The 20212-nt window shown below is 37.3% G+C and carries 13 protein-coding genes, 4 tRNA genes and 3 rRNA genes; 13 read left to right on the top strand and 7 right to left on the bottom strand.

Annotation, left to right across the window (positions count from 1 at the left end; genetic code table 11):
- Position 1: 1 nt before the first annotated feature.
- The 5 genes from L0669_RS17480 to L0669_RS17460 all read right to left on the bottom strand — a co-directional run bounded on the left by L0669_RS17480 (position 2) and on the right by L0669_RS17460 (position 5618).
- Positions 2 to 1087: an efflux RND transporter periplasmic adaptor subunit gene (locus tag L0669_RS17480; RefSeq protein WP_263759065.1), complete on the bottom strand. Its 1086-nt coding sequence runs from the start codon at positions 1085 to 1087 to the stop codon at positions 2 to 4.
- Positions 1088 to 1098: 11 nt separating this feature from the next.
- Positions 1099 to 2343, bottom strand: a complete 1245-nt coding sequence (locus tag L0669_RS17475) for a TolC family protein (protein ID WP_263759064.1) — start codon at positions 2341 to 2343, stop codon at positions 1099 to 1101.
- Positions 2344 to 2426: 83 nt separating this feature from the next.
- Positions 2427 to 3788 (bottom strand): HAMP domain-containing sensor histidine kinase, encoded by a 1362-nt coding sequence (locus L0669_RS17470; protein WP_263759062.1) that lies wholly within the window; start codon positions 3786 to 3788, stop codon positions 2427 to 2429.
- Positions 3785 to 4465, bottom strand: a complete 681-nt coding sequence (locus L0669_RS17465; protein WP_263759060.1) for a response regulator transcription factor — start codon at positions 4463 to 4465, stop codon at positions 3785 to 3787. The genes L0669_RS17470 and L0669_RS17465 overlap by 4 nt, the downstream gene beginning before the upstream one ends.
- A gap of 64 nt (positions 4466 to 4529) precedes the next feature.
- Entirely contained in the window at positions 4530 to 5618 is a 1089-nt protein-coding gene (locus L0669_RS17460) for a M42 family metallopeptidase (RefSeq protein ID WP_263759059.1), read from the bottom strand.
- A gap of 81 nt (positions 5619 to 5699) precedes the next feature.
- Here L0669_RS17460 and L0669_RS17455 point away from each other — a divergent pair, with 81 nt between their 5' ends.
- The 10 genes from L0669_RS17455 (at position 5700) to L0669_RS17410 (ending at position 13689) form a co-directional block, all read left to right on the top strand.
- Entirely contained in the window at positions 5700 to 6380 is a 681-nt protein-coding gene (locus L0669_RS17455; protein WP_173972982.1) for a DUF4294 domain-containing protein, read from the top strand.
- Positions 6381 to 6578: 198 nt separating this feature from the next.
- Complete coding sequence (locus L0669_RS17450; protein WP_263759058.1) at positions 6579 to 6899, top strand: hypothetical protein; 321 nt, start codon at positions 6579 to 6581, stop codon at positions 6897 to 6899.
- A gap of 408 nt (positions 6900 to 7307) precedes the next feature.
- A 16S ribosomal RNA gene (locus L0669_RS17445) occupies positions 7308 to 8821 on the top strand.
- A 128-nt stretch (positions 8822 to 8949) separates the two neighbouring features.
- Positions 8950 to 9023: transfer RNA gene (locus L0669_RS17440), tRNA-Ile, on the top strand.
- Between the two features lie 181 nt (positions 9024 to 9204).
- A tRNA-Ala gene (locus tag L0669_RS17435) sits at positions 9205 to 9278 on the top strand.
- A 134-nt stretch (positions 9279 to 9412) separates the two neighbouring features.
- Positions 9413 to 12296, top strand: a 23S ribosomal RNA gene (locus L0669_RS17430).
- A 156-nt stretch (positions 12297 to 12452) separates the two neighbouring features.
- Positions 12453 to 12562 (top strand): 5S ribosomal RNA (gene rrf, locus L0669_RS17425).
- Together the 16S, 23S and 5S rRNA genes with 4 tRNA genes alongside form the textbook arrangement of a ribosomal RNA operon.
- 72 nt (positions 12563 to 12634) lie before the next feature.
- Positions 12635 to 12707: transfer RNA gene (locus L0669_RS17420), tRNA-Phe, on the top strand.
- Between the two features lie 6 nt (positions 12708 to 12713).
- Positions 12714 to 12799: transfer RNA gene (locus L0669_RS17415), tRNA-Leu, on the top strand.
- Positions 12800 to 13254: 455 nt separating this feature from the next.
- A complete protein-coding gene (locus L0669_RS17410; protein WP_263759056.1) occupies positions 13255 to 13689 on the top strand; it encodes a nuclear transport factor 2 family protein in 435 nt (144 codons plus the stop codon).
- 6 nt (positions 13690 to 13695) lie between these two features.
- Here the strand turns inward: L0669_RS17410 and L0669_RS17405 are convergent, their stop codons facing one another.
- Positions 13696 to 14340 carry an endonuclease III domain-containing protein gene (locus L0669_RS17405; RefSeq protein ID WP_263759054.1) on the bottom strand — a complete coding sequence of 215 codons (645 nt, stop codon included), beginning with the start codon at positions 14338 to 14340 and terminating at the stop codon, positions 13696 to 13698.
- A 47-nt stretch (positions 14341 to 14387) separates the two neighbouring features.
- A complete protein-coding gene (locus L0669_RS17400) occupies positions 14388 to 15254 on the bottom strand; it encodes an alpha/beta hydrolase (RefSeq protein ID WP_263759053.1) in 867 nt (288 codons plus the stop codon).
- 124 nt (positions 15255 to 15378) lie between these two features.
- Here L0669_RS17400 and L0669_RS17395 point away from each other — a divergent pair, with 124 nt between their 5' ends.
- From L0669_RS17395 to glgB, 3 genes are all read left to right on the top strand, one after another.
- Positions 15379 to 16806, top strand: coding sequence for a glycogen synthase (locus tag L0669_RS17395; RefSeq protein ID WP_263759052.1), 1428 nt, complete (start codon positions 15379 to 15381; stop codon positions 16804 to 16806).
- Entirely contained in the window at positions 16796 to 18076 is a 1281-nt protein-coding gene (locus L0669_RS17390; RefSeq protein ID WP_173973147.1) for a glucose-1-phosphate adenylyltransferase, read from the top strand. Before L0669_RS17395 ends, L0669_RS17390 begins: the two co-directional genes overlap by 11 nt.
- 85 nt (positions 18077 to 18161) lie before the next feature.
- Entirely contained in the window at positions 18162 to 20066 is a 1905-nt protein-coding gene (gene glgB / locus L0669_RS17385; RefSeq protein WP_263759051.1) for a 1,4-alpha-glucan branching protein GlgB, read from the top strand.
- The last annotated feature ends 146 nt before the right edge of the window (positions 20067 to 20212 follow it).

Raw genomic sequence — 20212 nt, 5'->3', positions numbered from 1 at the left:
ATTATTCGTTTAGTGCGCGATAAATAAATAACTGATTATTGGTAATTACTTTTTCATTTTCTTTTAATCCTTTAGAGATATAAGTTGTTTCGCCAACCACTCTGTATACGTCTACTTGTCTAGTCTCAATGTTATTACGATCTTTAAAAATCATAACAAAGTTTTTACTTTTATCAAAAACAATTGCTTTACTAGGTACGGCTATCATAGACTCTCCTTCGCTGTAAGAAAGCTTAATATTAGCATTCATATCAGGTTTTAGCATATAACCGGGATTGTCTAATTTTATACGTGCCTGCATTGCTTTGGTTTCCGGATCGATAACGTTGAAGATTTTATCGACTTTTCCTTTAAAAACTTTTTCAGGATAACTCAGCGTAGTAACATCAGCATCGATACCTAATTTTACTTTATTAATGTCAATTTCATTAATGTTGGCCAATGCCCAAACTTCGCTGATTTCAGCAATATCAAAGATGTTTTCAGAACGATCGTTTCTTAAAAGCATATCCTGATTGATACTTTTTTGAATGATAAAACCGCTAATAGGAGCTGTTACTTCATAAATAGAACCTGCCTTGATATTATAGATTTTATAGGTTTCCTGAACTTTACTTAATTGAGATTGTGCTTTGTTTACTTCAGATTTTGCCTGAAGAACATCACTTTCAGAATTTAATTTTCCGTCAAATAATTCCTGAGCTACTTTCAATTGATTTTTTGCTACCAATAAATCATTTTTCGCATCGATAGATTGTTTTTCAAAATCAGCAATATCAGTACTTTTTATAGTTGCCAGAACCTGTCCTTTTTTAACATAATCTCCAAGCTCTACATTTACTTTAATTACGTTTCCGCCAACAAGTGGGTAAACGTCGATCATTTTATTATTATCGGCCGTGATTTTTCCGTAAAAACTCAATACATTTTTTACCGGTTGAGTTTGCGCTTCTGCCGTTGTAGTTGTCTTTAGCATGGCATCGCTTAAAGCAAAAGAGGTGTTAGTATCAGGATTTTCGACTTCCTTTTTGCAGCTTGCGATTGATAAACTCACGAGTGCAATTCCTATAATTAGTTTATATTTCATTTTGTTTAGTTTTAGAATAAGTCTTTGTTGATGGTACTATTTAGTTCTTCGCCTGAAAGCACTACTTTTTTCTTTAATTCATTAACCTGAATCGAAGCCTGATTGTAGCTTTCCATAAAATCAGTAAATTCTAATAAACTGATATTTCGTTTCTGAAAGTTGGTCAGAATTCCGTTATAAACCGCTTCGAAGTCAGAATTAACAGTAGGTTTTATCACCACATAGTTTTTACGGGATTCATCCCATTTATTCCATGCCGAAGTAATTTCGGTTTGCAATTGCAAGTCAAAATTTTGTTTTTCAACTTTTGATTGTTCTAAAATGGTTTTCGCATATTTTATATTCCCTTTGTTTTTGTTCCAAAGTGGTAGCGGAATTCCAAGCGTTAAATTGGCTTCCCTGTTAAATGCTCCACTACGTTGATCGTAATTCGCACCAACAGTAATATCAGGAACAGCAAGTGCTTTTTGCCATTTTACATTGATTTCATTCGCTTCGATATCCTTTTGCTTGGCTAAATAATCCGGACGATTGGCAATCGCATCATCCTGAAATAATTTAAGATCAAAAGGAATTGTCACGAGATATTTATTAAACTCTTCTTTAGAAACTTCTGGGGTAACATTTTCAGCTGAATTTAGCAATAGCTTTAAATTCGCTTGTTCCTCAATATTTTCATTCACAACTTCCATACGCTCGTTTTTAAAATTCAGGTAGAGCGATTGCAAACGAACAAGGTCTCTTAAAGGAATATTACCTTTTTGAACCTGAACAGAATAGGAGTTGATCAAGTCCTCGATATGAGTAAGCTGATTGTCTGTGGTTTCAAGACTTTTTTTGTTGTAGTAAACCGTAAAAAAGCTTTTTCGCAGTTGTAGTTTTAAAGTTCTCAGTAAATCATTAAACTGTAACTCGGCCAATTGTTCATTGGTTTGCGCTAGCTTAATTTCGTTGCGCTTTTTTCCGCCAAGATAAATTAGCTGCTCGATTCCAAAAGCTTTTTGTCCCTGTTTTCCAATATCAAAGTATTGATTCCTTTCAGGATTGTAAGCATTCAATTCTGCTGTAAGCGATGGATTGTCCCAAATTTTCGCCTGAATTGTTAGCGCTTTCGAAGCATCGATATTGTATTGTGATGCCAGCAAAAAGAGGTTGTTTTTAAGAAATTGGCTTTCACAGTCTTGAAGGGTGACTGTTTTTTGAGCCAAAACTACAGGACCGAGAAGTACAAGTAGGAATGCACAGAGTTTTCTCATTGTATTATTTTTAATTATACAAATATGCTATCACCAGACTTTAAGACACCTTAAAATCTACCTTAAAAATACCTTAAAATAATTTATAAATGAAAAAATAATTGAAATAAATTCGTGTTAATCTTTGGAACACTGTAGGTTATAGATGCATTATGAAGTGTTAAAATACGCTGAACTATACGTAGTCCAAGGCCAAAACCTGAAGTTCCTTTAGAATTTTTGCCACGCATAAAAGGTTGAAAAAGATTTTTTTGTTCCTCTTCGTTTAAAGTTTCTCCCGTATTAGAAACGGAAATAATAAGGTTGTTATCCTGAGTACTAATAACAACTTTAGCTTGTTTGTTGTCTGAGTAAACACAAGCATTTTTTAGCACATTGCTTAAAGCAATCTCCAACAAATTTTTATTGCCTTTTATTTCTAAAGCAACATCTAAATTATCATTTTCTTCTATGTCAAATAAAATAACAAATTCTGGATATGTTTTATTCAGATTCTCAATCGCCGAAAACAATATCTCATCCATACGATGAACTTCGTTGTTTTCATGATTTTTGTTGTCTATTTTAGATAAAATCAACAACGAATTAATTAATTCTGTCAATTGATTTACATCAGATAAAATGTTCTTTAAAAAACTTTTTCGTTCATCACTTGTTTTAGTATCAGCAATTACGTTTTCTATCTGAGAAGTAATTCTCGACAAAGGAGTTCTAAGTTCGTGAGAAGCATTTGCGGTAAATTCCTTTTGTCTTTGATAAGAGATTTCAATTCTATCCATCATAAAATTGAATTCATTGGCAATCAAGTCAATTTCATCCTTATTTCTTTTAGACTCTACACGAGTATCAAGATTATTTTCGTTGATGTTTTTTATTTTTTGATGAAAAGTATTCAGCGGACTCATCAACTTTTTTACAGTAATAGAAGTAACTACCCAGCAAATACATGTAAAAAAAATATAAGATACTATTAGAGTATATCTTAAAAACAGCAATCTTCGCTGACCAAAATTATCCGTTGCCGAAATTAAAGCATAAAAATCCCTGTCTTTGGTATCATAAAAAACACCGTAAACCTCGTAATTTCCTTGTTTTTTAAAAAAAGTCTTATTCTTTTTTAAATACTTTAAATCATCAATCGACCATTTAATTTTTGCATCATCAATACTACTATAAATCAGTTTGTAATTAGAATCAAAAACCAGCGTTTTCTCATCATACAATTTATTAATCGAGTTTTGATCAATCATTTTCAAAAGCTGATTGTCGATTTCTTTTACATTTACAAGAAGTTTAATGTTAGAAAGCGCCTTAATTTCAAGACGATCCCTAAACTCATCCTTTCTAAAATTAGAATACAAAACAAATATCAAAGTAGAAGCCAACCCAAAAAGGATTGTAAATAATAAACTTACTAAAAGTGATATCCGGTTTTTTAATGTCATTCCTGATCGCTCAAATAATATCCGTAACCTACTTTGGTTCGGATAAGTTTTGTTTCGTGGTCTTTATCAATTTTTTTCCTCAAAAAATTAATATAAACCTCAATCGTATTCTGATTCGTTTCGATATGATAATCCCAAAGTTTTTCGGCTATAAACTGTTTCGACAGCACTTTTCCTTTGGCATGAGCCAAAATCAAAATCAGTTTAAATTCCTTAGGAGTAAGTTTGATTTCTTCGCCTGAACGAAAAACCTTCATATCATCTTCTAAAATTTCTAAATCCTGAATCGTGATCTTTTTCTCCATCTGCTGCGGAATATCTTTTCGTCGTAACAAAGAAGAGATTCGGGCATACAATTCCTTAAAATGAAAAGGCTTTACCAGGTAATCATCGGCGCCGCTATCAAAAGAAGATAATTTATCGTCTATTTCGCTAAAAGCCGTCAGCATAATAATGGGAGTTTTTTTATCAACCTCACGAATACCCTTGCAAACATCAATTCCGTTAGCTCCGGGAACATTGATATCAAGAACAATTAAATCATATTCGTACGGAAAATACTTTTTCAACAACAAAGAACCATCATAATAAGGGAAACACTCGAATCCTTTTGTGGTAAAAAATGCGGAGATTTCTTTAGATAAAGTAAAATCATCTTCGAGTAATAGTATCTTCATTCAGTTTTATATTTGCAAATTCGGTCATTTAAGCAATAACCGAATTTGCGTTTTCAATCAGTTCTTATTTAAAATAAGAAAAAGTTTCGTTGTTTTCAATTTTCAGTAACGATTCATAAATCAGCTGAATCACATTTTCAACATCTTCTCTATGAACCATTTCTACTGTTGTATGCATGTATCGCAAAGGTAAAGAAATCAATGCCGATGCTACACCGCCGTTACTGTAAGCAAAAGCGTCAGTATCAGTTCCTGTAGCACGCGAAGTAGCATGACGCTGAAACGGAATTTTATTCTCTTCAGCAGTATCTACAATTAAATCACGTAATTTATTTTGTACCGCCGGAGCATAAGCAATAACGGGACCTTTACCCATTTTAAGATCACCTTCAACTTTTTTATCGATCATAGGCGTAGTCGTATCATGGCAAACATCAGTAACAATAGCCACATTAGGCTTAATAGTGTGTGCGATCATTTCAGCACCACGAAGACCAATTTCCTCCTGAACAGAATTCACGATGTACAAACCAAACGGAAGTGTTTTGTTGTTTTCCTTTAATAAACGAGCAACTTCGGCAATCATAAAACCACCCATTCTGTTATCAATAGCGCGGCAAACAAACTTATTCTCGTTCAAAATCATAAACTCATCCGGATATGTAATTACACAACCCACATGAACCCCCATTTCAAGAACCTGTTCTTTAGTTTCGCAACCTAAATCAATAAAAATATTGCTAATTTTTGGAGACTCTTCCTTATCACGCAAACGAGTATGAATCGCCGGCCAGCCAAAAACACCCTTTACAATTCCTTTTTTAGTATGAATATGAACCCTTTTCGATGGCGCAATCTGATGATCAGAACCACCATTGCGAATTACATACAATAAACCATCATCAGTAATATAATTTACATACCATGAAATTTCATCTGCATGCCCCTCAATAACCACTTTAAAAGGCGCATCAGGATTTATAACCCCCACAGCCGTTCCGTAAGTATCCGTAATAAAAGTGTCTACATAAGGTTTCAAATAATTCATCCAAAGTTTTTGCCCTTCGCTTTCGTAGCCAGTAGGAGAGGCGTTATTTAGGTAGCTTTCCAGGAAAGCAATCGAGGTATCTTTTAAGATAGATTCTGTGCTCATAAAAATATTTTTTTGCTAATTTATAAATTTGGTATTAGAGTTGTATATAAATATATAATTTTACACTTAAATTATGATTCAATGAGATTTACCTACTGCATTTTATTCTTTATATTGATTTCGTTAACCGGTCAGGCTCAGGTTACCACAAAAGAAAACCAACAAATGGGTTATATATTAACCGAGCAGGACTCTATTTTAAACGATACGATCCAATTGCCTGAGATTATTATTTCGAAAGAAAAACTAGATCCCGAAGCGCAAAAGCAATTTCTGATCCTTCAAAACAGGGTGTATAAAGTTTATCCCTATGCAAAATTAGCCGCAGACAGGTTAACAGCACTAAATAGCGGAATGGCACGTCTAAAAACCAGCCGTGAAAAGAAAAAGTATTTCAAGATTGTAGAAGACTACCTTAATAATGAATTCGAAGAAAGACTTAAAAAACTTTCCCGCAAACAAGGTCAAATTCTGGTAAAGCTAATACACAGACAAACCGGTATCACAACATACGAATTAATCAAAACCCTAAAAAGCGGTTTCAAAGCCTTTGTATCCAATACCACCGCCAATTTATTCGACATTAGTTTAAAAACCGAATACAAGCCCTACGAAGTCAACGAAGATTATCTTATAGAAACCATTCTTCTCAGAGCATTTGAATCCGGACGCCTTGCCAACCAAAAATCCGCAAATCCCGTAAACTACGACGATCTAATGAATCATTGGGAAGCAAAAGCAAAAACACTCAATAAAAAATAACCTCCTATATATAAGGTAAGATTTCAACCCCCAAACCCGACAGTTTTAAAAAGCTATCGGGTTTATTTTTTATACATTATATATAAGAGCAACTATTGTCCGGCTGAGCGAAGTCGAAGCCTTTAGATTTTGGATTTTGGATTTTAGATTTTGGATTTTGGAATTTGGATTTTGGATTTTGAAAAATTTGGAATTTAAATGTTAGGAGCTATTTCCCGCTATCCACTCCAATCCTTTGTGCCGAACCCCGGCACAAAAGGATTTCCACTACTATCGGGGCTAGGGGAGCAGCTTTCAAAACAAGCATTCAAGATAAAAGAAAAGAAAAAACCGTCCAAAAAATCAAAACTTAGCGCCTTCGCGTCTTTGCGCGAAACCCATACGACCAATAAAACCCAGCTTTGTGTCTTATTGAGATTGGTCTCAATCCAGAAAAAGCAAACAAAACCAATTCTTCGCGCCTTAGCGTCTTCGTGGCAAAACCACCCAAAACAGCCAAAAATCAGCAAAACTACCTAAAACCTCACAAGGATCAAAAAAACTTCATGTTGTAAAAAGCACCAAACCAGTTACTTATAAAAAAGATCGAAAATAGTTTGAAAAAGCTATTGTTTAACTGAATAAACTACCTACTTTTGCACCCGCAACAACGATAGACGTTCACTGAAATGCTGACAAGCCAACGAAATCAAAACGAAAATTTATTTTCAAAAAAAAAGATCAAGAAAAGCTTGTGAGTAAAGAAAGAAAGTTTTAAGTTTGCACCCGCTTTGAGAAACAAGCGAAAAGAAAAGAAACACACGTTCGTAGACATATTGAATTGACAGCCGTTTTAACAGAGATGTTAAAACAAAAGAATAAGAGTAATAGAATCGAGAGATTTGAAAAGAACCGATAGATAACATCGCAATATAATATAAAAAATATACGATGAAGAGTTTGATCCTGGCTCAGGATGAACGCTAGCGGCAGGCTTAACACATGCAAGTCGAGGGGTATTAGTTTTCGGACTAAGAGACCGGCGCACGGGTGCGTAACGCGTATGCAATCTACCTTTTACAGAGGGATAGCCCAGAGAAATTTGGATTAATACCTCATAGTATTATAGAATGGCATCATTTTATAATTAAAGTCACAACGGTAAAAGATGAGCATGCGTCCCATTAGCTAGTTGGTAAGGTAACGGCTTACCAAGGCTACGATGGGTAGGGGTCCTGAGAGGGAGATCCCCCACACTGGTACTGAGACACGGACCAGACTCCTACGGGAGGCAGCAGTGAGGAATATTGGACAATGGGCGCAAGCCTGATCCAGCCATGCCGCGTGCAGGATGACGGTCCTATGGATTGTAAACTGCTTTTATACGAGAAGAAACACTCCGACGTGTCGGAGCTTGACGGTATCGTAAGAATAAGGATCGGCTAACTCCGTGCCAGCAGCCGCGGTAATACGGAGGATCCAAGCGTTATCCGGAATCATTGGGTTTAAAGGGTCCGTAGGCGGTTTAATAAGTCAGTGGTGAAAGCCCATCGCTCAACGGTGGAACGGCCATTGATACTGTTAGACTTGAATTATTAGGAAGTAACTAGAATATGTAGTGTAGCGGTGAAATGCTTAGAGATTACATGGAATACCAATTGCGAAGGCAGGTTACTACTAATGGATTGACGCTGATGGACGAAAGCGTGGGTAGCGAACAGGATTAGATACCCTGGTAGTCCACGCCGTAAACGATGGATACTAGCTGTTGGAAGCAATTTCAGTGGCTAAGCGAAAGTGATAAGTATCCCACCTGGGGAGTACGTTCGCAAGAATGAAACTCAAAGGAATTGACGGGGGCCCGCACAAGCGGTGGAGCATGTGGTTTAATTCGATGATACGCGAGGAACCTTACCAAGGCTTAAATGTAGATTGACCGGTTTGGAAACAGATCTTTCGCAAGACAATTTACAAGGTGCTGCATGGTTGTCGTCAGCTCGTGCCGTGAGGTGTCAGGTTAAGTCCTATAACGAGCGCAACCCCTGTTGTTAGTTGCCAGCGAGTCAAGTCGGGAACTCTAACAAGACTGCCAGTGCAAACTGTGAGGAAGGTGGGGATGACGTCAAATCATCACGGCCCTTACGCCTTGGGCTACACACGTGCTACAATGGCCGGTACAGAGAGCAGCCACTGGGTGACCAGGAGCGAATCTATAAAACCGGTCACAGTTCGGATCGGAGTCTGCAACTCGACTCCGTGAAGCTGGAATCGCTAGTAATCGGATATCAGCCATGATCCGGTGAATACGTTCCCGGGCCTTGTACACACCGCCCGTCAAGCCATGGAAGCTGGGGGTGCCTGAAGTCGGTGACCGCAAGGAGCTGCCTAGGGTAAAACTGGTAACTAGGGCTAAGTCGTAACAAGGTAGCCGTACCGGAAGGTGCGGCTGGAACACCTCCTTTCTAGAGCCTCGAGTGTTAGTTGACTTATCAACACGCTGAGGAAAAAAGATGTTCATTTAGAAAGTTCTGAATCTATAGATTCAATTACTCTTGCTGTTAGTTCAAATAATAAATTTTAAGTAAAACAGAGTCTCGTAGCTCAGCTGGTTAGAGTACTACACTGATAATGTAGGGGTCGGCAGTTCGAGTCTGCCCGGGACTACTTTTTTAGAGTTTTGAATTATAAATTATGAATTATAAGTTATAATAAAAAAAACAAACAAACTAAAGAAGACTGAAAAGCTTAGAAAAAGGAAATTCTGGAAGTTGGAATTCACCAAAAGAAATTAGAGAAGAATTCAAGAAATCTAAAATCTGAATTCTACAATCTAAGATTGAAAAATGGGGGATTAGCTCAGCTGGCTAGAGCGCCTGCCTTGCACGCAGGAGGTCAACGGTTCGACTCCGTTATTCTCCACTGATTGTTTATGAAGATAGGCAATAAAAGTTCATTGACATATTGAGATAAGAAAATAATAAAAAGTAGAAAGCGTTTTTTACAATTTATTGTAAAAAACAAAAAAAAACGGTCATATTAATTTATGATTGGTACAATAAGCAAAATAAGGGCGTATGGGGGATGCCTTGGCTCTCAGAGGCGATGAAAGGCGTGATAAGCTGCGAAAAGCTACGGGGACGGGCACACACCGATTGATCCGTAGATACCTGAATGGGGCAACCCACTATGTTGAAGACATAGTACACCGATAGGTGGGCAAACCCGCTGAACTGAAACATCTAAGTAGGCGGAGGAGAAGAAAACAAAAGTGATTCCGTAAGTAGTGGCGAGCGAACGCGGATTAGCCCAAACCAATGTTGTTACGGCAATGTTGGGGTTGTAGGACCACGACATTTTATGTACAAGGAACCGGAAGTTACTGGAAAGTGACGCCATAGAGGGTGATAGCCCCGTATGGGTAACGAGTATAATAGATAGTGGTATCCTGAGTAGGGCGGGGCACGTGAAACCCTGTCTGAATTTGGCGGGACCATCCGCTAAGGCTAAATACTCCTGAGAGACCGATAGTGAACCAGTACCGTGAGGGAAAGGTGAAAAGAACCGTGAATAACGGAGTGAAATAGATCCTGAAACCATACGCTTACAAGCGGTCGGAGCCCTTTCGTGGGGTGACGGCGTGCCTTTTGCATAATGAGCCTACGAGTTAACGTTGCTGGCAAGGTTAAGTGGTTAAGCCACGGATCCGTAGCGAAAGCGAGTCTGAATAGGGCGCTTTAGTCAGTAGTGTTAGACGCGAAACCGTGTGATCTACCCATGGGCAGGATGAAGCTGTGGTAACACACAGTGGAGGTCCGAACCGGTTGACGTTGAAAAGTCTTCGGATGACCTGTGGGTAGGGGTGAAAGGCCAATCAAACTCGGAAATAGCTCGTACTCCCCGAAATGCATTTAGGTGCAGCGCTGTGCATAAAGTTATATAGAGGTAGAGCTACTGATTGGATGCGGGGGCTTCACCGCCTACCAATTCCTGACAAACTCCGAATGCTATATAATGTTTCACAGCAGTGAGGGCTTGGGTGCTAAGGTCCAAGTCCGAGAGGGAAAGAACCCAGACCATCAGCTAAGGTCCCCAAATATATACTAAGTTGAAAGAACGAGGTTTGTCTGCCCAGACAGCTAGGATGTTGGCTTGGAAGCAGCCATTCATTTAAAGAGTGCGTAACAGCTCACTAGTCGAGCGGACGAGCATGGATAATAATCGGGCATAAGTATATTACCGAAGCTATGGATTTGCAGTTTACTGTAAGTGGTAGGGGAGCATTCTAACAGGGTTGAAGGTGTATCGTAAGGTATGCTGGACTGGTTAGAAAAGAAAATGTAGGCATAAGTAACGATAATGCGGGCGAGAAACCCGCACACCGAAAAACTAAGGTTTCCACAGCTATGCTAATCAGCTGTGGGTTAGTCTGGTCCTAAGGCGAACCCGAAAGGGACAGTCGATGGCTAACGGGTTAATATTCCCGTACTACTAATTACTGTGATGGGGTGACGGAGTGATGAAAGCGCCGCGAACTGACGGAATAGTTCGTTGAAGTACCTACCTATAAGATGCGCAGGCAAATCCACGCGTCTTGGGGAAATACGATAGTACTCGGAGTCTTCGGACAAAGAGATAGTGCGCCTAAGGGCTTCCAAGAAAAACCTCTAAACTTCAGGTAATTAGTACCAGTACCGTAAACCGACACAGGTAGTTGAGGAGAGAATCCTAAGGTGCTCGAGAGATTCATGGCTAAGGAATTAGGCAAAATAGACCTGTAACTTCGGGAGAAAGGTCGCCCTGAGCAATCAGGGCCGCAGTGAAGAGGTCCAGGCGACTGTTTATCAAAAACACAGGGCTCTGCAAAATCGTAAGATGAAGTATAGGGCCTGACACCTGCCCGGTGCTGGAAGGTTAAGAGGAGATGTTATCTTCGGAGAAGCATTGAATTGAAGCCCCAGTAAACGGCGGCCGTAACTATAACGGTCCTAAGGTAGCGAAATTCCTTGTCGGGTAAGTTCCGACCTGCACGAATGGTGTAACGATCTGGACACTGTCTCAGCCATGAGCTCGGTGAAATTGTAGTAACGGTGAAGATGCCGTTTACCCGCAGTGGGACGAAAAGACCCTGTGCACCTTTACTATAGCTTAGTATTGACCTTGGATAAATGATGTGTAGGATAGGTTGGAGACTGTGAAGTGGCGTCGCCAGGCGTTGTGGAGTCATTGTTGAAATACAACCCTTTGTTTATCTGAGGCCTAACCCCGTTTTGCGGGGGACATTGCTTGGTGGGTAGTTTGACTGGGGTGGTCGCCTCCAAAAGAGTAACGGAGGCTTCTAAAGGTTCCCTCAGTACGCTTGGTAACCGTGCGTAGAGTGCAATGGCATAAGGGAGCTTGACTGAGAGACATACAGGTCGATCAGGTACGAAAGTAGAGCATAGTGATCCGGTGGTTCCGCATGGAAGGGCCATCGCTCAAAGGATAAAAGGTACGCCGGGGATAACAGGCTGATCTCCCCCAAGAGCTCATATCGACGGGGGGGTTTGGCACCTCGATGTCGGCTCGTCACATCCTGGGGCTGGAGAAGGTCCCAAGGGTTGGGCTGTTCGCCCATTAAAGTGGCACGCGAGCTGGGTTCAGAACGTCGTGAGACAGTTCGGTCTCTATCTACTGTGGGCGTTAGAAATTTGAGTGGATCTGATTCTAGTACGAGAGGACCGAATTGGACAAACCTCTAGTGTATCTGTTGTCCCGCCAGGGGCACCGCAGAGTAGCTACGTTTGGAAGGGATAAGCGCTGAAAGCATATAAGCGCGAAACCCACCACAAGATGAGATTTCTTTTAAGGATCGTGGAAGATGACCACGTTGATAGGCTATAGATGTAAAGGCAGTAATGTCATAGTCGAGTAGTACTAATAATCCGTAAGCTTATGTACACCCTTTTCCTCCAGGGCAACTTGGAGGAAGAAACTTTCTAAAATAGTAAATAAAAGTACTTTTCTTTATCTCAGTATGTTAAGATATTGTTTTTAATTATGAATTGTAAATTATCAATTGTTAATTAAAAAAGTTACCTCAAGTAACAACGACCTTAAGGTGGTTATTGCGGCGGGGCTCACCTCTTCCCATCCCGAACAGAGTAGTTAAGCCCGCCTGCGCAGATGGTACTGCAGTTATGTGGGAGAGTATGTCGTCGCCTTTCTTTTGAAAACCCTGTTTCTAACCAAACGGGGTTTTTTATTCTAACTTTTTGCTTACTGGTTTAAGTAAATAAGGTACCTTAGCTCAGATGGTAGAGCAATGGACTGAAAATCCATGTGTCCCTGGTTCGATCCCTGGAGGTACCACATCATGCTCGGATGGTGAAATTGGTAGACACGCTGGACTTAAAATCCAGTGAACAGCAATGTTCGTGCGGGTTCAAGTCCCGCTCTGAGTACTAAAAACTTCAATTGGCTAATTGCTAATTGGAGTTTTTTTTTGCACTATAGTGAAAGATTTTGATCTCACTTTATTTTTAAACAATCAGATTGAACTGTTTTTACCGCAAAGATCACAAAGGTTCTTTTTTGTATCGTTTTTCTGAATTCTAAAGTTCTCAAAGCTGCATGATTACTTTGTGGTTTCTTTTATTAGTTTTTACCTGGAATTTGGTTTTTTATCCCCAAACCTAGATTGGAATTTATTGAAGCACTCGATTGCGTTAGGGATGGAAGCGGTATCCTTTTGCGATACACTAAACTTCTGGCGGAGCCAAACCCTAAAACCCTCTCTCGCAAAAGATTTAGCGGACAGCCCGGCCCGGAGGGAAACGCCCAAAAATCTCATATTTGAAAATAAATTATTTTAATTTTGAAATAAAGGCTTATTTTTAATCCTAAATCTATTTTAATCATGAGAAAAGTAAGTCTATTTGTTTTTTTATTCTGTGTTTCGATTTGTAATGCACAAAAACAAGACGTGCAAAAAACTATTGAGATTTTTTTTGAAGGATTTCATCAAAAAGATACGATAAAAATACAATCGGTTTGTTCTGCTACCATTATTTTACAATCGATTAGTGAAAGTGTAGCTAAGGGGAATAAATTATCTGATGAAACAGCAAAGGAATTTTATAAATCTATTGCATCGATTCCTTCGTCTATTAAATTTCAAGAGAAAATACTAAGCTACAATATTCAAATAGATGGAAGTATGGCTCATGTTTGGGCACCTTATGAGTTTTATTTGAATGATAAATTAAGTCACTCAGGAGTAAATATGTTTACTTTATTTAAGGAGAAGGATATTTGGAAGATTATTTATATAATCGATACTAGAAAGAAGTAATGGTTGCTAAATAACCTCTATCAGGTAATAATGACAAATATCGGCTAATAAACATTCTTCGCATTTTGGCTTTGGCCTGCAAATTTCTCTTCCTAAAAAGGAAATTGCCATTCCGATTTCAGACCAAATAGATTTGGGTAATACCTGCATGAGATCTTTTTCGACTTTATTTCCGTCTTTACTTTCTTTGATGATACCAATTCTTGGCGCTACACGTATCACATGCAAATCGGCAATAATACCTTCTGCAGGCTGGCCAGTTTCTCTTAAAATAACATTTGCCGATTTTCTGCCAATTCCTTTTAATGCTGTTAATCCTTGCATGGTTAAAGGGATATCTTCATCATTTTTAATGGTCTTAGCTATTTCCAATAGCCAATTGGCTTTTGTGGGATAATTTCGAACTTTACTAATATAGGGGATAAAATCTTCGGCATCAGTTTTGGATAAACTTTTTAAAGTTGGAAATTTTTCAAACAAATTTGGTGCAATTTTATTGATATTAGCATCAGAATCCTGAGCCGACAAAACGACCATAACTAATAATTGATAGGTATTATGATATTCCAACGGATGCTTTTTTCCTTTGTATTTCTCTAAAATGGGCTTTAATTTAGTTTCCCAATCTGATGTTTCTCCAAATAAATCCATTTCTTTCCCTTTTAAATTAAAACTTTAAAAATACAACTCTCACAAAATTAAGTAGTTTTAATGAAATGTATTATTTTTTTTATAACATTTTGATTTCCAAGTATTTTTCTATGACCTAAACCTTCAGTTAAAAATAAATTACCGTTTTGTAAATGTTTATGAATATGAATTCCTGCTTCTACAGAAACTTCAGGATCATCTTTATCATGAATTACCAAAACAGGAATTTGAACTTTTTGAGCCGCTCTGTAAGCTGAAAAATCATCCATCTTTACCTGATATTGATCTTCGAAATGCTCACGCAATCTATTACTGATTTCACTTTTTAAACCTAATTTCGAAACAAACTCTTCGAGGATATCATGAACGATATCTCCGCTTCCAATAATAATGGCTTTTTTTACTTGTAAACCGTCTTTAATTGCGTTTAAAACCGACATACCGCCCAATGAATGCCCGATAGCAATTTCGAAAGGGCCGTATTGTTTTTCTATTTCTAAAATCGAAGCGATAAATTCAGACATTATAGTTGTTTTACCTTCAGATTTTCCGTGTGCCGGCGCATCGAAACTTACCGTTGAATATCCATTTTGTAAAAGTTCGTCGGCTATTTTAAATAACTGAGTTCCGCGGCCAGACCAACCATGAACCAATAGTATTTTACGCTCACTTTTTCCGTATTCGTAAGTAGTTATGTTTTTATGAATCGCAGGTACGAATAACGTTTTCTTAGTGCTTTTTTGATCCATCTCAAGTTCGCGTTTTGGAACTTTGTGTTTTACAGGTGTTGTAAAAAGCTTTGCTGCAAATGAAGTTACCAATTTGGGTGAGATAAAAGCGAGTAATTTGCTGGATAATATGATAACCTGTGGAATTTTTAAAGATTGAGTAGGATTTGTCGCCTTTTTTGCCATATCAATAAATTTTTTCTGAAGCCTTAATTTTACTTATTTTTTCCTAAATTTAGGAAACATAAAAGTAGCATTTTAATATATGCTTAATAAAAAAAATAATTCACAATAGTTTATAAATTTCTATATGGAAATATTTCATATCAGTGCAGAGTGTTATCCTATGGCAAAAGTTGGTGGTTTGGCTGACGTTGTAGGCGCTTTGCCAAAATATCAGACGAATGCAGGTCATCAGGTTCGTGTTGTTGTTCCTTGTTACGATACGAAGTTTAAAAATGAAAATAATTTTGAATGTGTTCACTGGGGGACGGTAAAACTTGGAAATTTTGATTTTCCGTTTAGTGTCTTAAAAGAAACAACAGATAAACTGGGCTATGAATTGTATCTGATTGAAATTAAGGAATTATTTGACCGACCAAATATTTACGGATATGAGGATGATATAGAACGTTTCTTCTCTTTTCAGATAGCCACTCTGGATTGGATTACATCACGCCAAACGATTCCCGATGTTATTAATTGTCATGACCATCATACAGGATTAATTCCGTTTTTGGTAAAATACGCTTATAAGTACGAGAAATTAAGATCTGTAAGAACAGTAATTACGATTCATAACGGATTGTATCAGGGCTGGTTTGGTTTTGATCAGTTGCATTATTTACCAGAATTTGATTTAATGCATGTTGGCTTTTTAGAATGGAACAATTCTCTTAATTCTTTGGCTGTGGGTATAAAATGCGCACATGCTGTAACAACCGTTTCACCAAGTTATTTAAATGAAATTAATATTGCAGCAAATGGTCTGGAATCTTTGTTTAATTCTGTTAGGGATAAATCAAGGGGTATTTTGAACGGGATTGATTTTGAAGTATGGAATCCGGCAAAGGATCAAATGATTTCAGAGAATTACGCAATAGATACTTTAGAAATTGGTAAACAAAAAAATAAAGAAAAGCTCTGTGAGCAATTTGATTTAGATCCTGCAAAACCATTATTTAGTTTTATTGGTCGTTTGTTTGAAGAAAAAGGAGGGGACTTATTGCCTCAGGCTTCAGCTTTAGCCTTATCTGAGAATTTTGAAAATATCAATATCCTGATTTTAGGATCAGGAAATGTACAAATAGAAGAACAATTGCTTCAATTACGAAATGATTATAATGGTAATTACAATGTGTTTATTGGTTATAATGAAGAATTGGCGCATTTAATTTATGCCGGCTCAGATTATATTTTAATGCCTTCACGAGTTGAACCTTGTGGATTGAACCAAATGTATGCTCTTCGATATGGTACGGTGCCTATCGTGAGGAGAACTGGAGGCTTACGTGATACAGTAATTGATTTTGGAGATAACGGAAACGGAATCTGTCATGATCAGGCATCTGTAGGAGATATTTGTTATTCTATAAATCGTGCCGTGAAATTGTACGATGATAAAATAAGTTTTAATGCAATAAGAAAGACAGGAATGGCAATTGATCATTCCTGGGAAAGAGTTTGTCAAGAATATATTGAAGTATACAACCTAATAATTGAGAAAAATGAAGTTTAAAAAGAAAAATGTAGTTGCTATTATTTTAGGAGGAGGACAAGGATCACGTTTGTTTCCGTTAACAGAAACCAGATCAAAACCAGCAGTGCCAATTGGTGGAAAATACCGATTAGTAGATATTCCTATTTCAAATTGCATCAATTCCGATATTTTTAAAATATTTGTCTTGACGCAGTTTAACTCAGCTTCTTTAAATGCGCATATCAAAAACACTTTCAATTTTAGTATTTTCAGTCAGTCATTTGTAGATATTTTAGCGGCAGAGCAAACTCCGGATAATCCAACCTGGTTTCAGGGAACAGCAGATGCTGTTCGCCAGTGTATGTCGCATTTTTTAAAACACGATTTTGATCATGCCTTAATTCTTTCAGGCGATCAGTTGTATCAAATGGATTTTAACGAAATGCTGGAAGCTCATATCGCAGCCGAAGCAGAAATTTCGATAGCTACTTTACCTGTAAACGCTAAAGATGCACCTGAATTTGGGATCTTAAAAACATGTCATGAAAGTTTTGTAGAAGCTTTTATTGAGAAGCCTGACGCATCACTTTTACCGGAATGGGAATCTGAAGTAAGTGAACACATGCAGGAAAAAGGTAAAAAATATCTGGCCTCAATGGGAATCTATATTTTTAACCGTCAATTGTTAGAAGATTTAATGGCAGATCCTGAAACAAAGGATTTTGGTAAAGAAATTATTCCGCAAGCTGTTGGTAAACATAAAATTTTGAGTTATCAATACGAAGGATATTGGACCGATATTGGAAATATTGAATCCTTTTTTGAAGCCAATATTGGTTTAACGGCAGATATTCCTGAATTTAATTTATTTGATAATGATAATAAAATTTTTACGCGACCAAGGTTATTACCGCCATCAAAATTTAGAAATTCGAATATCAATCAATCCTTAATTTCTGAAGGTTGTATTATTAATGCTAAAGAAATTAAAAGTTCTGTAATTGGTATTCGCTCCAGAATAGGTGTTGGTACTGTACTTGAGAATTGCTATGTAATGGGGAATGATTTTTATCAGGATCTTGATGAGATGAATCACGAAAGCAGTATCAATAAGATTCACGTAGGAATAGGTGAAAATTGCTTTATAAAGAATGTTTTGGTAGATAAAAATGTTCGTATAGGAAACAATGTTCACATTAATGGTGGCAAGCATTTAGATAATTTTACAAACGAATTATACAGTATAAAAGACGGTATTGTGGTAATCAAAAAAGGAGTTGTTCTTTCTGATAATTTTAGAATAGAATAAACTGGAAATTTTTAAATTCCAAATTCCAAATTGCTTCGCCCGTTCGCTAACGCTCGGGTTCAAAACTCAATTATAAAAGCCAAATATGACTAAAGTTATCACGCATTCTCTTTTTACTGATTTTGATATTGATTTATTCAAAGCAGGAAAACACTTCAAATTATATGAAAAATTAGGAGCACATTTAGTTGAAGTTAACGGAGTAAAAGGCGTTTACTTTGCAGTTTGGGCACCAACGGCTCAATCTGTTTCTGTTGTTGGTGATTTTAATTACTGGACACAAGGAGAGCATTTATTGCAGGTTCGCTGGGATTCTTCAGGAATATGGGAAGGTTTTATTCCGGATGTTACCAAAGGAGCACTTTATAAGTATAAAATTCAATCGAATATAAACGGAATCGTAACTGAAAAAGCAGATCCTTTTTCTTTGTATTGCGAAAAACCACCTCATACAGCATCCGTCGTTTGGGATCTCGATTATAATTGGAAGGACGAAAAATGGATGCAATCACGTGAGGATAACAATGGTTTAGACAAACCTTATTCTGTTTATGAAGTTCATTTAGGCTCATGGAAACGCGGCGAAAACAATCGCTTTCTTACTTATCTCGAACTTGCTGATGATTTGGTTAATTATGTAAAGGAAACAGGTTTTACTCACGTAGAATTCATGCCTGTGATGGAATATCCGTATGATCCATCGTGGGGATATCAGTTAACAGGATATTTTGCGCCAACTTGCCGTTTTGGGAAACCGCAGGATTTTATGGTTTTGGTCGATAAATTACACCAGGCTGGTATTGGAGTTATTTTAGACTGGGTTCCGTCACATTTTCCTGATGATGCACATGGTTTAGGTTTCTTTGATGGTTCACATTTATACGAACATCCGGATCGCAGAAAAGGATATCATCCGGACTGGAAAAGTCTCGTTTTTAATTACGGGCGTAATGAAGTTCGTGCATTTTTAATAAGTAATGCCGTTTTTTGGTTGCAACATTATCATGCGGATGGTTTACGAGTTGATGCTGTAGCTTCGATGTTGTATCTTGATTATTCGAGAGAAGAAGGCGAGTGGGAACCTAATATTTATGGAGGAAGAGAAAATCTGGACACGATTAGTTTTCTTAAAGAATTTAATGAAGTAATCTACGCTAATTTTGATGGAGTTCAAACTATTGCCGAAGAAAGCACTTCCTTCCCGATGGTTTCGAGACCTACTTTTACAGGAGGTTTAGGTTTTGGAATGAAGTGGATGATGGGATGGATGCACGATACCTTGAAATATTTCCAGAAAGAAACGGTATATCGAAAATACCATCAGAATGATTTGACGTTTTCGATGACGTATGCTTTTACGGAAAATTTTATGCTTCCGTTTTCGCATGATGAAGTAGTTTACGGAAAAAAATCTATTGCCAATAAAATGCCCGGCGACGAATGGCAGAAATTTGCGAATTTAAGATTGTTGTATGGCTATATGTTTACACATCCCGGTACTAAATTGCTTTTTATGGGTTCTGAATTTGGACAAAGTAACGAATGGAATTTCGAGAATAGTCTGGATTGGCATTTACTTCAATACGATTATCATTCCGGCATTAAAAAAGTAATTACAGATTTGAATAATTTGTATAAAACACGTCCTGCCTTATATGAAAAGCAGTTTACAGGAGAAGGTTTTGAGTGGATTAATTATTCAGATCATCAAAATGCGGTATTGTCTTATATTCGAAAAGGGAATAATCCTAAGGACGATCTGGTTGTCGTTTGTAATTTCACGCAAGTGATACGTGAAAAATACAGAATAGGAATTCCGAGGAAAGGTAAATTAGAAGAAATCTTTAATAGCGATGCCAGTATTTATGGAGGAAGCGGAGTAAGCAATTCCGGTATTTTAAAAATTGAATCTTCAGCATACGATGGCAGAGATTTTTCTGTAGAATTAATTTTACCACCTTTAAGTGTAACAGTATATTCTTTTGTTTAAAAAAGCATTGATCATTTTCTTCAATATTAATTTATCATTTTAAGGTTTTTAAATTATCGAATTATTTGTTTTTGCAGCTGTAATTTGATACTCGTTCAGAAAAAACGTTTTCGTGAATAAACCTTATATTGATAGTCGTTTATATG

The sequence above is a fragment of the Flavobacterium bizetiae genome, from assembly GCF_024271895.1.
Taxonomy (GTDB): Bacteria; Bacteroidota; Bacteroidia; order Flavobacteriales; family Flavobacteriaceae; genus Flavobacterium; species Flavobacterium bizetiae.
This window is presented reverse-complemented; position numbering and strand designations above follow the sequence as displayed.

Bases quoted from the DNA above. Each gene is read 5' to 3' on its own strand.
- L0669_RS17400 (WP_263759053.1), bottom strand. From the start codon at position 15,254: ATGGCAAAAAAGGCGACAAATCCTACTCAATCTTTAAAAATTCCACAG.
- L0669_RS17470 (WP_263759062.1), bottom strand. From the start codon at position 3,788: ATGACATTAAAAAACCGGATATCACTTTTAGTAAGTTTATTATTTACA.
- L0669_RS17480 (WP_263759065.1), bottom strand. From the start codon at position 1,087: ATGAAATATAAACTAATTATAGGAATTGCACTCGTGAGTTTATCAATC.
- L0669_RS17460 (WP_263759059.1), bottom strand. From the start codon at position 5,618: ATGAGCACAGAATCTATCTTAAAAGATACCTCGATTGCTTTCCTGGAA.
- L0669_RS17475 (WP_263759064.1), bottom strand. From the start codon at position 2,343: ATGAGAAAACTCTGTGCATTCCTACTTGTACTTCTCGGTCCTGTAGTT.
- L0669_RS17395 (WP_263759052.1), top strand. From the start codon at position 15,379: ATGGAAATATTTCATATCAGTGCAGAGTGTTATCCTATGGCAAAAGTT.
- L0669_RS17465 (WP_263759060.1), bottom strand. From the start codon at position 4,465: ATGAAGATACTATTACTCGAAGATGATTTTACTTTATCTAAAGAAATC.
- glgB (WP_263759051.1), top strand. From the start codon at position 18,162: ATGACTAAAGTTATCACGCATTCTCTTTTTACTGATTTTGATATTGAT.
- L0669_RS17455 (WP_173972982.1), top strand. From the start codon at position 5,700: ATGAGATTTACCTACTGCATTTTATTCTTTATATTGATTTCGTTAACC.
- L0669_RS17410 (WP_263759056.1), top strand. From the start codon at position 13,255: ATGAGAAAAGTAAGTCTATTTGTTTTTTTATTCTGTGTTTCGATTTGT.
- L0669_RS17405 (WP_263759054.1), bottom strand. From the start codon at position 14,340: ATGGATTTATTTGGAGAAACATCAGATTGGGAAACTAAATTAAAGCCC.
- L0669_RS17390 (WP_173973147.1), top strand. From the start codon at position 16,796: ATGAAGTTTAAAAAGAAAAATGTAGTTGCTATTATTTTAGGAGGAGGA.
- L0669_RS17450 (WP_263759058.1), top strand. From the start codon at position 6,579: ATGTTAGGAGCTATTTCCCGCTATCCACTCCAATCCTTTGTGCCGAAC.